The organism is Planococcus wigleyi, assembly GCF_014836985.1.
Taxonomy (GTDB): Bacteria; Bacillota; Bacilli; order Bacillales_A; family Planococcaceae; genus Planococcus; species Planococcus notacanthi.
This window is the reverse complement of record NZ_JACSPU010000001.1, coordinates 284499-297575: the sequence shown is the minus strand read 5'-3', so window position 1 is coordinate 297575 and position 13077 is coordinate 284499. Positions and strand designations below refer to the sequence as shown.

Annotated in this window: 13 protein-coding genes; 5 read left to right on the top strand and 8 right to left on the bottom strand. The window is 46.4% G+C overall.

What is annotated here, in order from left to right; all coding sequences use genetic code 11:
• Nucleotides 1-340: 340 nt before the first annotated feature.
• Nucleotides 341-676 carry a hypothetical protein gene (locus H9630_RS01245; RefSeq protein ID WP_191713676.1) on the bottom strand — a complete coding sequence of 112 codons (336 nt, stop codon included), beginning with the start codon at nucleotides 674-676 and terminating at the stop codon, nucleotides 341-343.
• Between the two features lie 128 nt (nucleotides 677-804).
• On the opposite strand from H9630_RS01245, the gene H9630_RS01240 reads away from it, so the two are divergent.
• Together H9630_RS01240 and H9630_RS01235 are read left to right on the top strand one after the other, a co-directional pair.
• Nucleotides 805-1629, top strand: coding sequence for an aldo/keto reductase (locus tag H9630_RS01240; protein ID WP_191713675.1), 825 nt, complete (start codon nucleotides 805-807; stop codon nucleotides 1627-1629).
• 128 nt (nucleotides 1630-1757) lie between these two features.
• Nucleotides 1758-2159, top strand: coding sequence for a DUF2512 family protein (locus tag H9630_RS01235; RefSeq protein ID WP_191713674.1), 402 nt, complete (start codon nucleotides 1758-1760; stop codon nucleotides 2157-2159).
• A gap of 47 nt (nucleotides 2160-2206) precedes the next feature.
• On the opposite strand, the gene H9630_RS01230 is transcribed toward H9630_RS01235, so the two are convergent.
• From H9630_RS01230 to H9630_RS18785, 7 genes are all read right to left on the bottom strand, one after another.
• Complete coding sequence (locus H9630_RS01230) at nucleotides 2207-2716, bottom strand: DUF6241 domain-containing protein (protein WP_191713673.1); 510 nt, start codon at nucleotides 2714-2716, stop codon at nucleotides 2207-2209.
• A gap of 217 nt (nucleotides 2717-2933) precedes the next feature.
• A complete protein-coding gene (locus tag H9630_RS01225; protein WP_191713672.1) occupies nucleotides 2934-7085 on the bottom strand; it encodes a tetratricopeptide repeat protein in 4152 nt (1383 codons plus the stop codon).
• 222 nt (nucleotides 7086-7307) lie between these two features.
• Nucleotides 7308-7784, bottom strand: a complete 477-nt coding sequence (locus H9630_RS01220) for a VanZ family protein (RefSeq protein WP_191713671.1) — start codon at nucleotides 7782-7784, stop codon at nucleotides 7308-7310.
• Between the two features lie 278 nt (nucleotides 7785-8062).
• Nucleotides 8063-8836: a glucosamine-6-phosphate deaminase gene (nagB, locus tag H9630_RS01215; RefSeq protein ID WP_191713670.1), complete on the bottom strand. Its 774-nt coding sequence runs from the start codon at nucleotides 8834-8836 to the stop codon at nucleotides 8063-8065.
• Nucleotides 8837-9196: 360 nt separating this feature from the next.
• A complete protein-coding gene (locus H9630_RS18945) occupies nucleotides 9197-9499 on the bottom strand; it encodes an IS1096 element passenger TnpR family protein (protein ID WP_404825517.1) in 303 nt (100 codons plus the stop codon).
• Nucleotides 9493-9717, bottom strand: coding sequence for an IS1096 element passenger TnpR family protein (locus H9630_RS18940; protein ID WP_404825516.1), 225 nt, complete (start codon nucleotides 9715-9717; stop codon nucleotides 9493-9495). The genes H9630_RS18945 and H9630_RS18940 overlap by 7 nt, the downstream gene beginning before the upstream one ends.
• A complete protein-coding gene (locus H9630_RS18785; RefSeq protein WP_225218408.1) occupies nucleotides 9704-9868 on the bottom strand; it encodes a plasmid pRiA4b ORF-3 family protein in 165 nt (54 codons plus the stop codon). The genes H9630_RS18940 and H9630_RS18785 overlap by 14 nt, the downstream gene beginning before the upstream one ends.
• A 254-nt stretch (nucleotides 9869-10122) precedes the next feature.
• Between H9630_RS18785 and H9630_RS01205 the strand changes: the two genes are divergently transcribed.
• From H9630_RS01205 to H9630_RS01195, 3 genes are read left to right on the top strand one after another with little or no spacing between them, the layout of a single operon-like run.
• Nucleotides 10123-10884 (top strand): hypothetical protein, encoded by a 762-nt coding sequence (locus tag H9630_RS01205; protein WP_191713669.1) that lies wholly within the window; start codon nucleotides 10123-10125, stop codon nucleotides 10882-10884.
• Nucleotides 10881-12107 carry a glycosyltransferase family 2 protein gene (locus H9630_RS01200; protein ID WP_191713668.1) on the top strand — a complete coding sequence of 409 codons (1227 nt, stop codon included), beginning with the start codon at nucleotides 10881-10883 and terminating at the stop codon, nucleotides 12105-12107. Before H9630_RS01205 ends, H9630_RS01200 begins: the two co-directional genes overlap by 4 nt.
• Nucleotides 12107-13057 (top strand): hypothetical protein, encoded by a 951-nt coding sequence (locus tag H9630_RS01195; RefSeq protein WP_191713667.1) that lies wholly within the window; start codon nucleotides 12107-12109, stop codon nucleotides 13055-13057. Before H9630_RS01200 ends, H9630_RS01195 begins: the two co-directional genes overlap by 1 nt.
• Nucleotides 13058-13077: the final 20 nt, after the last annotated feature.

Sequence of the window (13077 nt, the reverse complement as noted above, 5' to 3'; positions counted from 1 at the left end):
AAGGGACTGGATGCCACCTGTGCTTCCATCTTCCACTTAATAGCATTACTCTTTACCAGTGGCTGAATACCCAAAACAAGGAAAGCGCATGCTGCGCTTTCCGCTTAAGAAGCGTATTTCTTCTGTTGGGGATTGTATTTCCATAATCGGGAGGAATCCACGATGATTTATTCCAGTTATATGGAAATACTTTCTGTTTCGGGGCAAATACTTTCCAATGGAGCGCAAATACTTTCTGTTAATGGCGGAATACTTTCCATTCGCCACGAAATACTTTCCAAGCCATAAAAAAGCCATCACCAAGCTCATGTTGAGCTTGGCGATGGCTTCGTATCTTCTATTATAAATTGCGTTTTGGGTGCGGTTGGGTGATGTCGACCGCGTAGACTTTGATGCGGTTGACCATCAAGTCGCGGATGCCATAGATCGGGCGTTCGTTTTGCTGAATGTCCTCGATGTAGGCGTTCACTTGATCCTGGATATAGACGCCGAACGGCTTGCCTTGGTAACTTTCGTCCAGACTGTCTGTGCCAACTTCGAAAGATTTTTCGAAATACAGGTTCGAAACCTCGATGGCAGTCAATTTATCCTCTTCCATATGGGTGCCGACTACTTTGTAATAGTTGCCGTACTCGTCGCGCACCAAATCCGTTTCGACAATTTTTTGCATACTCATGGCTTTCAACTCCTCTCCCAAAACTATTTCGACAGAAGTTGAAAGATTCCTTTATAATAATGCTTAGAGTTCCGAAGTACCGGGTAAACATCTACTCTAACCGAATAAACCTAAAGGAGAAATGCATAATGGACTTTATTACATTAAACAATGGGATAAAAATGCCGCAGCTGGGCTTTGGCGTTTGGCAAGTTGAAGACGACCAGGCAACCGCAGCTGTTTCGAAAGCGTTGGAGACGGGTTATACGTCGATCGATACCGCTATGATTTACCAGAATGAAAAAGGCGTCGGCAAAGCGTTGAAGGAAACGACTGTGCCGCGTGAAGAGTTGTTCATCACGACGAAAGTCTGGAACAGCGACCAAGGTTACGGCAATACGTTGCGCGCCTTCGAAGAAAGCTTGGAGCGCCTCGGCCTAGATTACGTCGATTTGTATCTGATCCATTGGCCGACTCCGGAATTCGATAATTATGTGGATACCTATAAAGCGTTGGAGCAGCTGTATAAAGATGGCCGTGTCAAAGCGATCGGTGTGTGCAATTTCGAAATTGAGCACCTCGAGCGTTTGCTTGCGGAATGCGACATTCCGCCGGTCCTGAACCAAGTGGAATGCCATCCGTACCTGGCACAAAACGAATTGAAGGAATTCTGCGCTAAGCATGATATCTTCGTTGAAGCCTGGAGCCCGCTTGACCAAGGCGGCGAAGTGCTGACAGATGAGACCATCCAGAAAATCGCCGAAGCCAAAGGCAAATCGCCGGCTCAGGTTGTTCTTCGCTGGCACCTGCAAAACGGCACAATCGTCATTCCGAAATCCGTGACGCCGTCACGCATCGAAGAGAACTTCAATGTTTTCGACTTCGAGCTGTCGGAAGCGGAAATGAATGAAATCAACGCACTCAACAAAGACCGCCGCAAAGGCGCTCACCCCAATGAAATGAACGTACGTTAATCGTTTGAAAGCCGCCTCTTCAGCCAATGGAGAGGCGGCTTTTCGTGTTATTTTCACATTTCGGCATACTCTGTCCGGAAAACGGGTAAATTCTCCTTAATAGAATTTTTTTTGAGGAGGAGAAGCTGTTGAGGCATTTGCTTGCACTGGCGATTAAATTTGTAATGGTGGCTGCTGTCTTATTGATCGTTCTTACCTTGATTTTTGATGTTTCGTTTGTTGATACGCTGCTGATCAGTTTGGCGCTGACAGCATTGTCCTACGCAATGGGCGATATCATGATTTTTTTGAATGCCGGCAGACCAGAAAATCAGTCAGGGCGCAATACCATCGCAACTTTTGTTGATTTCGTCATGGCGTTCCTGACCATTTGGCTGATCGGTTGGCTGTTGACCGGCCAGAATTTCGAGATGGTGACGCCGGCGCTGGTTGGCGCATTGGTCCTGTCAGCCGGCGAGTGGTTCTTCCACCTTTATGTGGACCGCTCGGTGGTGCCTGAGTACAACAATTACAAATCGGCAAGAAGCTGAAGAAAGAGGCTGTCCGCGGACAGCCTCTTCTTCTATGTATAGTATTTTTATCTAAAATGTCTTTCAACAAATTCCTGTTCTTCTTCGGCACTCATCAACCCGGTAGCTCTGCCGACCGTACCATTATGCCAATCCCAGATGGTGTTGTGGACCGTGACGGAGTTGGAGAAATCTCCTTGCTGCCACTCAGTCAAGGCGTCTTCATAAAAAGGGCCGTGCTCATACAGATGCTTGTTGGCTTGTACAATCAGCAGCAAGCCATCGATGTTCTCTTGCGTCATTTCGACAGCGCCTTTCTTTTTGCCAGCGCTGATTTTTTGGTGCGTCATCTGATGAAGTAGGATTTGCAAATCGACTTCTGTCATATCAGCATCTTCTTCTTCAGTTCCGCTCTTTTCAGGCGTGCCTTCTTTTTCTTCACGCTCCTCGATTTTGTCCGCCACTTTCGTTATTTCTCCGCCGCTCGTGGAATTTTGCGTGAAAAAATAATAACCGGCTCCTGCCAACAGCGCCAAGACGCCGATTGTTATACTTATCGTTTTGACCATCATTTTCATTCTTTTGCCACTCCTTGAACCTATTGTATTTAATTCATGACTATATCCCTAATAATTATGAAGAAAGGTAGTGCCAAATTCAACTCTTTTCGACAAATACAGGCAATCATCCGCTCGCACCTTTGCCATATTTCGGCATACAAAAACCACCTTCCCTGAAATCTATGAGCTTCAGGAAAGGTGGTTTTGATTAGCTGTATTTATTTTTGGAACAGAGTTAAACCCCTACGGCAAAAACATCTTCCAATATTTCTTCGAACAATTCCTCTTCGATGGCGGTTTCGATAAATTGTTCGCCGCCTTCGGTATTGAATAACTGGCTCAGCAATTCTTTGGCACGCGTGGGTTGCCCGGCTTTCATGGCAGCACGTGCAAGTTCATAGCCTACCGGCAAGTATGTGGGTTCATCATCCTGCAGCGCCAACAGCCGTTCTGTGGCGGCTGCACTGTCGCCCATCGTCGTGTAGATCATGGCCAGCGACAAACGGATCCATTCATTGACTTGCAGCTCCTCGGGCAGACGGCTTTCAAAACGCTTGGCGTCTTCCGGCTGGTGCTCTGCCAACAAATGCAATAAACGGACATAGCTTTCGCTGTGGTACGGATTCAAAGCAATCGCCTGCTCGTAATACGCCTCCGCCTGTGCGATTTCGCCGAGTACAGCCGCCATATCGCCTTGCCATAACACAATATCGATATCTGCCGGCTGCTCCAAATGAAGTTGTTTCGCCTGTTTGATGGCTTTATTCAACAGCTTTTCGGACTGTTTTTCGTTCGCTTCCTGCAGGGTCGCCTGCAGTAGCGCTTTGGCAGCTCCAAAATGGCCGGTGCGTTTGACGAACGGCGCAAGTTCCTTCGCCGCATCATCCGCCATGCCGCGGTTCATATAGAAGTCGGCGAGATGCAGCACCGGCACTTCGCTGTCCTTGAAATTCTTCATGGCCTCCAGGTAAAGCGAAATGACGTTTGAAAGCATCAGGAAACGTCGTGACTTGTCACGCAGCCTGCGGATAAAATGCTTCGGCGCTTCTTCATCCTCTTCATCGACCCATTCCGCCAATTGATCTGCGCTGTACGTTTGCGCCATCGCCAATTCCTCGCCTTTCAGGCGTTTTCTCAACCGTTTGTGCAGGTCGCCGGTTTTGCGCATGTCCATCAGCAAACGGACGTATTCGGCATACAAACCTTCCTCGTCCGGATGCTCGGCAATCAATTCCTCCAGCAATCCGACTGCACGCTTTACATCCCCTTGGCGGACGCAAAATTCGATATGCTGGTAATGCGATGGATAGGCCCCGTTGACCGCTTTCGCCTGTTGGAACAACGATTCTGCTCCCGATAAATCGCCTTTTTTCTCTGCTATATGAGCTTGTGCTGCAAGCAGCCATTCCTCCGGTACTTGCAAGGACACTTTCTTCAATGAATTCTCTACAGCCGCAAGCTGTGTTTCATTGTCGATCAGACCGAACAGCTCACCCAGATCAAGCAGCAGTGGTTCATTTTCCAGCACATGCAAAGCCGCTGTAAACGCTTGTGTTTTATTTTCCAACGCCAAATGCGTCCGCATCAATCCTTCATGAGCTCCTGTGAAGCCGGCTTCCGCTTCCGCACATTTCGTGAAGTGAGCCAGTGCTTCATTCCATTTTCCGGCTTGTTCAGCAAGCAGGCCAAGGCGGTAAAGAGCAAGCGCCAGGCCTTCCAGTTCCGCCGCCTGGCTGTAGAGGATCTGTGCATAACGCTGATGGTCCTCCAGTTCGTAAAGGCTCGCTTCATAGCACAGCAAAAGCGCATCCGCTTTCTTTTCACGCAGGCCTTTGAAGAAATCAAACAAGCGGCTGCGGAACTGCGGTGCTTCGCCGAAATCCGCATACTGTTCGGCCATTTCATGAAGATCCAGCGCAACACGCGCCATACCGTTTTCCAGCAGATCCAGTGCCAGTGCTTTGCCCGCATCGTCCTCTGACTCCTGCCACAGCATCGCCGCAGTCCGGACAAAATAATCGGTATCGCCGGATTCCGCATAATGCGCGACCCATTTACCCAATTCGGCCATTTTCTGCTGCTTGAGCAGCGCATGGGCAATGTGCGTCGCCGTAAACAAATCATTCGGGTCCATTTCAAGCGATTTGCGGTATTCCGCTTCCGCTTCTTGATACTGTTCCTTTTCCATGTCGAGATGGCCCAAATACTGATGCAGCACATCAGCCGTTTCACAATTGGCGATGCCGGCATGCAGAACGCTTTCCGCTTCCGGCCAGTCTTTTGCAGCCAGGTGGATTTCAGCAATCCGCAAATACGAAAACGGCTCTTTCGGATCAATATCCCGAGCACGCCCGAATGCCTCGATGGCGTTCTCTTCTTCCCCGAGCGCCAACAGACAGCGGCCCATTTCGTAAATGAAATACCCATCTTCCGGCTGTTCATCGGAAAGCTCACGGAAACGCGCCAACGCTTTCTCATAAGCACCCGATTCGTATTGGATCAGGCTATGCGTAATGCGCGTCGAGATGTCGTTCGGCACCTGGTCAAGCGCAATTCCTGACCATTTGAATGCCTGGTAGGTCTTGCCGACTTCCAAATAACAGCGCGCCAAATGGCTGTACGCCATCGGTTGGTAATTGTCCAACTCAATCGAGCGTTTCAAGAGCGGGATCGCTTTCTGGTGTTCATTGCGGCTCATCAAAATCGCCGCCTTCAAAAACAGCGCGTATGGCGAATTCTTTTCCTTCACAAGCGCAAGGCTTGCCAGCGCTTGTTCTGTCTCATCTTTCTGGTAATGCATATGCGCCGCAAGCAAAGCCACTTCGCCGTCTTCTTTGCCGAGGTCCTGGTGGATCTTTTCGAGCCATGTCGAATGAAGGGCTTTCGCTTCTTCTGAGAACAAAGTCACCAAACCGACCACTGCCGCATAGCGCTCATCGGGATGCGCCTTTAGAAACTCGATTGACCGGTTTTTGTCGCGCCCTTTTGTGTCGTCTCCCCAAATAGTGAATAATTCATTGAAAAAGTCATGCTGCTTGCTGTCCAGCAACTCCAGCATTTCCAGCTGTTCCGGCATCAAAAATACCATGCTCAAGGAATCGGTCAACTTGAACGTATCGGCAACGTCCTGGTAGGACAATAAATACGGTCCAAGGTCATTCGGATCCTGGATGATCAGCGCCTGCAGCCGGTCGTCATAGCCGATGACCACTTGCACATGCGCATTGTTTTCAATCATCATGCTGAGCAGCACTGGAATCCCAGCATCAATCAATTTTTTGTAGACGTCGATCGTCCCTTTGAAATAACGCGCTGTAAACCCAAGCATCTCCATGTATTCCATGGTCTTTTGCAGATCTGAACCCGTCACATCGAATACATGCTCAGCGATTTCGTCCTGCCCTTTTTTCATGCCATACGCTTCCAGCATCAATGCGAGTGATGCCGGCACACAATAATTGAGCTTCTGGATGTTGGGCGTCAATTGAAGCTCCCGGCGCTCGGCTTCCTTTCGGATTTCCCCTTTGCCGTAGACACTTTTCTCCAGCACTTTCGGGTGATCCGCAACCCATGCCTTCAACTCTTCCCAGCGCTCAAGTTTATAGAGAGCTTCGGCAGTCATGTAAATAAAGGACGGACGGTGGACATGATAGGGATTTTCTTCATTGTATGCCGTGATCAAATCTAACGTTTTTTCGTAATAGCCGAGGAAAAACAGCGTACGGATGATGTCCGCACGGTAAGTCCATGTGCCGGGCTCGATCTGCTCTCCATGTTCCAGAACGCCCAACGACTCTTTTGGGCGGCCGGTCATCGCCAGCACATCCGCATATTGCAACCTTACATACGAGCTGCGTTCCGTCACATCATCACTTAAGACTTTTTCCAATACCTGTTCCGCTTCAGCCCATTCTCCGCTGTGGATAAAATAAAAGCCTTCCAGGTCCGGCCAGACAAAACCTTTCAGTTCCGCGTAACGATCCAGTTGCGCTTTCGCTTCCGGCAGGCGGTTCAGCTGGGCAAATACCCGCAGCAGCAATTGATGCGCCGACGCCAGCTCTTCCACCGAATCGTTGGCAGACGAAATGCCCTGCAGGCGTCCCATCATGCGTTCTTCCGCTTCCAGGCTGCGCCCCGTTTCAAGCAGTCGCGCACAACTCCACGTAAATGTCCGCAGCGTCCCGAAACGCTTATGCGCCTGAGTTGCCAGCAAATGGCTATACGTATATAAATCCGCCTGATCCGTCAAACGCATCAGCCGGTAAAAATCATCTTCTGTCTCGAGTTCCCCTAAAAACGCACGCAATTTCCGGATTGAACGCCCCGCCCATAACTGACGGATTGCCTCCACGGCTTGCTGTGCTGTCTGTATCCCTGTCGCTTTCATTTCTTATTCCCGCCTCTCCCATTTCCCCATGAAAATGTGGTTGATTTATTATATAGTGGAAAATTATAGGATGCAATACCATTTCAGAGGTCCTAGGAAATAATTTTAACGTGGTAACTTTTATTTAAATTAATAAGTTCTTTTACTGACGTTCTATCCATAAATAATAAAAATCGCCGCCTCTTCAACCATCGAAGAGGCGGCGATTTTATTTTATTAAGACTAGCGTAATTTCTGATCCGCAAATACACCGGCAATTTTCTGGACGGTTTTCCAAAAGGCCGGAACCGGTCCTCCCTGTGCTTTCACGTAAACACTCAAACGATAGGCAAGGTAAATGCCGCCGATGTCGATCAGCACATCACTCAACCTGCCGCTCCGTTCAAAGAACAACTGCAGCACTTCCGTGAAGAATGCGAAGAGGCTGCATAGAATGATGGCTTTGGTATCGTTGGCAATGGTTTTGGCCAAGATCAAGAACAGGATGCCAAAAGACAGGGCATGACCGACTTTCTGAAACACATAGGTCTTGCTTTCCAAATGGATATCGCTCGTGATGAACAGATCCGAAAAGTTCGGGAACAGGCGAATGTGGAAATCGATTTCCTGAGCGAATAAGAGGGACTGAAAATTGTAGTTGTTGGTGGCCAGCAGGATGCACAAAGCCCACAGCACAACCGGTATGTATTTAGCTTTCAAAGCGTTCTTCCCTTCAGCTTTCTTCTATAGTCGTAAGTCCTCTATTTGTATGGTGATTCAAATGGGTTGAGCCTTAATGGAAAATAGACTGGGTTTATCGAATAGCTATATCATTAATTCTTCTAATTTTATAGAGCAACTTGATTCTTTTCATTATAAGACCCACGATGAAAATTGACTAGTATTTTTCTCCTATTCAAAGGGAATTGTTTGCGTGCCTGGCACGCAAACAATTAACCCCCTGCCGTGACGGCAGGGGGTAGGTTCTGTCTATATGTCTATTTCACTTGCAGTTCATGAGCGATGGCGTCTTCACCATATGACTCGAGCACTTTCGACAACGCCAATTCATCGGCGATGACGGTGACTTCAGGGTGTAGTTGGAGAATCGTTGCCGGAAATTCTTCCGACACCGGGCTGTTCATCGCCTGATACAAGGCTTCGGCTTTTTCTTTTCCGGATACCAAAAGCAGGATTTTCTTGCTTTCCATGATGGAAGCGATCCCCATACTGATAGCATGGGTCGGCACTTCGTCAATGCTTGAGAAGAAGCGGGCATTGGCTTCGCGCGTCGATTCGTCCAAATCGACGACATGTGTTCTGCTTAGAAACGATGTTCCCGGTTCATTGAATCCGATATGGCCGTTCAAGCCCAGTCCCAAGACTTGGATGTCGATGTTGCCGGCTTCTTGGATCTTCCACTCGTAGTCTGAACAGTCCTTGTCCAAATCTGCCGATACACCGTTAGGCAAATTGATTTGTCTTTTCGGAATGTTGATATGGTTGAAAAGCTTTTCATTCATATAAAATTGATAGCCATTGGCATCCTCTTCGTCCAAGCCGACATATTCATCCAAATTGAACGTCGTCACACCTTGGAATGACACAGTTCCTTTGCGGTATTCAGTGATCAGTGAGTGGTAAAGCCCTTCAGGCGTAGAGCCTGTTGCCAATCCGAGTACCGGGGATTCGTTTTGTTGAACATGCTCCACGAGCATTGAGCAAGCGATTTCGCTCATTTCTTCATAATTCTTTGCTTTAATGATTTGCACTTCTTCACCTCATGTCGGCAGCCGTTGCTAAAGATTCTTCCTTAACACTTTCGCCGGAATGTATTCATTTTTATTTCCACCTAATCTATCTCTTTGACGCAATTCCTGATAAATCCACTGCCAATCAAAATAAATCAATTTCCAACAATTGATTTGCTTAGAGGCAGATTTGAAAACCGTTAATTGAAATACGACAAAATACCATTCAGGCATCTCTCCTACTTTACTGACTCTTACTAAGCCTGTCAAGATATTACAGGAATTCCACCCAACAGGGATTAGGAGCTATGAGGGAATTGTGTGGGTGCCTGGCACACACACAATTACATAAACACACGAGCTTAATACGCATCCTTTACTTTAAAACAACCAGCTTCGGCTAGAAGCTGGTTGTTTTCTTTCTATGTTAACGTGGTCAATCTTCTCCCATTCCGTTTTCTTGATTTTTTGGTTAGTGAGAGACTCATTGATGCGGCTCCGGTTGTATGGTTCAAAATATTGCTCTTTGCTCCACCATAACATCTCCTTAAAATCGGGATGCGACTCATCCGCGAGCACTGAAAGCAAGTACTTGAATCCGGTCGCCCCTCCTACATCTTCAGGCGGCGCATCTCCCGCTCCGTCTAATACTGTCGGATAACCGAAATAATAATCCTCTACCACTTCTTCAGACGGATCTCAAATTGCCAATTGTCTCCGAAGTCGTACGTATAGGAAAGTTGGCCATACTTCTCCAAATAATCATCAATTTTAATCGATTGTGGTTTCCGGACAGTTGGTCCGCCCGCACCTTTCTTCTGTTTTTTGAACTCTTCATAAACCTGCGGCTCATTGGTGACCAGCAAATTCTCTTCCGGCAAACGGAATTCATGTAAATGCAACGGCCAATCCAAATACTCGCTTTGAAAATTTGTTATGCCCTGGATCGCCCGCATGCAGCCGTTGAAACGTCGCCCCCGCCAGTATAATGACACGCCGCCATACAGCCGGTTCCAAACCGATCATTTCCACTTTCAAAATATACGCCTTCATCCACTCACCATCCGTTTTACTTTTTAGCTTATCATACTAAAAACGGCGATGGACAGTGCAAAAGCGACCTGTTTGCTTACTATTGAGTTGTTTGTAAATTGTTTGCGTGCCTGGCACGCAAACAATTTTATTAATAATAGAAAGCTATTATAAAAAAATAATGCCAAATTCATAGTTACATGGTATTGTTAATCGAATAAATAATCGGTCACAAAAGTCTTTAGGCCCATAATTTTAAGAAGCGAGGGATAAGTATGAAGAAAAATCTAGTTCTCGGTGTATTGATTTTAGGAATTTTGATCAACGGGTGGGCTATCGCTTATCTGGCTTTGCCTTTTTATCAAATTGTCCTTGCTATTGGCGCTCTGTCCATTTTAATTATGACTCTTTTGCACGACCGCTATCTATTTTTATACGCAATTACCATCGCTTTGGCTTTTGGCGTTTTTTTAACCGCATATTCCTTTACCAATCAGAAAACTCCTGAAATGCAGATGTTGTATATGTATGAACATCTATTACTGACAAGCCTGGTATTGATGTATTGGATTTTATTAAACTTCATCAAAAAGATCGGTTATGAAAATAAAGAATTGAAACAGCAAGTGAAACTGCTGCAAAAATACAACGGTGTCACCAAATTACTAACCTTGACCGAATTCAATGAACAGGCACAATGGCTGTTGAAATCGAGTGAGCGCAATAAAGAAGAAGCCTGGTTCGTTAAAATCGATATCCTTTATCCAAATAAACGGACAAAGGTAAATTTGCAGGAAGACCTGGAACGTCTGGCACTGCAGACAATTCGCCAAAAATTCGATTTGATTTCCAGTAACAGCGGAGCCATTTATATTGTTTTAAAAAATACGCATGCAGAAGGAACTCAGCGGATGCTCGAACGCTTTCAGGAAAAGGTCCGGTCAGAACTCAATTTCATTGAACCTCCTTTCACTTTCATGAAGATGCAGGTAGATAAGGCCAGTCAATTGGCCGCTCTGGTGGAGATCAAATCATGACAACTTTAATCGTCATTATCATGGCTTTTTTTTGGGTGCTGTTGACTTTCTATTCTATTATGACTGTCGCTGGCATTTGGTTTCGCCTCGCATATAGAGATGCGCCAGAACTCGATGCATACCCTAGTGTCGCGTTGCTTATTCCCGCACATAATGAAGGCATTGTACTGGAAGACACATTGCGGGCCATGGCCCGGCTGCAGTACAAAGGAAAATTGGACATCTATGTCCTGGACGACAGCTCAAAGGATGATACAGCGGAGATTGCTCAAGAATTTGCCAATGTATTTTCTAGAATTCACTACATTCCAGTTCCACCAGGCTCACCTTCCGGAAAATCTCGGGTGTTGAACTATGGCTTAAGCATTTCTGATTCTGAATATTTTGTTGTCTATGATGCGGACAATGAACCTGAATCCGACGCCCTTGAAAAATTAGTCAAAGCAGCAGAAACGACCCAAAATGCTGCTGGCGCCGTGGGTTACGTGAAAACAAAAAATGAAGACACCAACACTTTAACACGGATGATTGCATTGGAATTCCAAGTGTTCCAGCTGCTCATGCAATGTGGACGCTGGACAATCTTCAAACTGGGGTCGCTCGCTGGAACCAATATGCTGCTTCGCCGATCCGTGTTGGAAGAATTGGGTGGGTACGACGTGCTGGCTTTAGCAGAAGATGCAGAGCTGACCGTCCGCCTAACAGCAAAAGGTTATTTGCTGCCGGTTGTGCCTACTTCCCGAACATGGGAACAAGAGCCTGAACAAGTCAAAACTTTCATCAAACAGCGGACGCGCTGGCTCACAGGCAATATTTATCTTCTGGAAAAATCGTTATTGGATTTGACACATTGGAGAGGAAAGACATTCTTCCTGAGCCTTCAGCACGTTTTGACTTACCTGGTCTTTGTAGGAGTCCTTCTCTTCTCCGATGTTTTTTTCATAATGAGCTTAGCCGGCTATGAGCTACCGAACATGGAGGCTCCGTTATTGATTTTGTGGTTCATGAGTTACATTGTCTACACCAGCCAATTGTTGAGTGCATTAGTCGTCGACCGAAATGTTTCTTTAAAGAATGTCCTCTATGTCTTCGTGATGTACTTTACCTATGCTCAGTTGTTCATCATCTTGCTGATTCGCAGCTTTTCCACTTATGTTTGGAGCCGCATCCGCGGAACGACCATTGCTTGGGATAAAACAAAACGCTTTAAAGGAATCGGCTGATGAAGAAAAAAATTATCTGCCTTTTTTTTCTTCTATTAATGATGAGCGGATGTGGAGATATGGACTCTGTGCAGGAGCAAGTTGAAAAAGAATACATGCACTCCGATAGACTAATCCATGCCTACCCTGGGAAACCGGATTCCGAAGTCTTATCAGAAAGCCTCGGTTTGTACATGGAATACCTGTTGCTGGCTGGTGATAAACAGACTTTTCAGGAGCAAGTTTCGATTCTGGAAAATGAGTTTCTCATCAATGAAAATCGTCTGTCTTTCATCCAGTGGCGTTTAAACGAAAAGGCTACAACTAATGCGTTGATTGATGACATCCGCATTCTATCGGTTCTGCAACGGGCAGCAGACGCTTTTGAAAACACCGCTTATGATGAGTTAGCGGATAAAATCAGCCGCTCCCTTTATTCTGTTCAGATGCACAATAACTATACAGTGGACTATTATGACTGGTCATATTCGCTACCGGCGCAGCGCTTGACACTTAGTTACGTAACAGGTTCCCAAGTCATCTCCGAGAAATCAGTTGAATTGCTGAAGAATGTGGACGCCACACAGGTCTTTTTTCCGGAATACTACGATACCAAGCTGCAGGAATACATCAACAATGATGAAGTCCATTTAATTGACCAATTGCTGATTGCCATCAATCGGGAAAAAGAAAATCTGCATTCCAAATCGTTTTTTTACTGGCTCAAAGAAGAATGGAATAACGAGCAGCGACTTTACGGACGGTATAATCGCGAAACCAAGGATGCCACAGTAGATTATGAATCCCTCGCTGTCTATTATTATCTTCAAAGCTACTTTTTGCTTACAGGAGAAGAAGAAATGGCTAGAGAAGTTGTTCAACAGGCAAAAAACATCGCTTCCGAAGAAATGCTCGCTCAGGCCCATTTCTTCGATTACATTCATTATCAATTAATGCTGCAAGAGCAATAGATGCCAAAAAACCGCTTAAG

What these genes read in the sequence shown, in the direction of transcription:
- H9630_RS01240 (WP_191713675.1), top strand. Translation starts at nt 805, where the DNA reads ATGGACTTTATTACATTAAACAATGGGATAAAAATGCCGCAGCTGGGC.
- H9630_RS01200 (WP_191713668.1), top strand. Translation starts at nt 10,881, where the DNA reads ATGACAACTTTAATCGTCATTATCATGGCTTTTTTTTGGGTGCTGTTG.
- H9630_RS01195 (WP_191713667.1), top strand. Translation starts at nt 12,107, where the DNA reads ATGAAGAAAAAAATTATCTGCCTTTTTTTTCTTCTATTAATGATGAGC.
- H9630_RS18785 (WP_225218408.1), bottom strand. Translation starts at nt 9,868, where the DNA reads ATGAAGGCGTATATTTTGAAAGTGGAAATGATCGGTTTGGAACCGGCT.
- H9630_RS01230 (WP_191713673.1), bottom strand. Translation starts at nt 2,716, where the DNA reads ATGAAAATGATGGTCAAAACGATAAGTATAACAATCGGCGTCTTGGCG.
- H9630_RS01225 (WP_191713672.1), bottom strand. Translation starts at nt 7,085, where the DNA reads ATGAAAGCGACAGGGATACAGACAGCACAGCAAGCCGTGGAGGCAATC.
- H9630_RS01205 (WP_191713669.1), top strand. Translation starts at nt 10,123, where the DNA reads ATGAAGAAAAATCTAGTTCTCGGTGTATTGATTTTAGGAATTTTGATC.
- H9630_RS01245 (WP_191713676.1), bottom strand. Translation starts at nt 676, where the DNA reads ATGAGTATGCAAAAAATTGTCGAAACGGATTTGGTGCGCGACGAGTAC.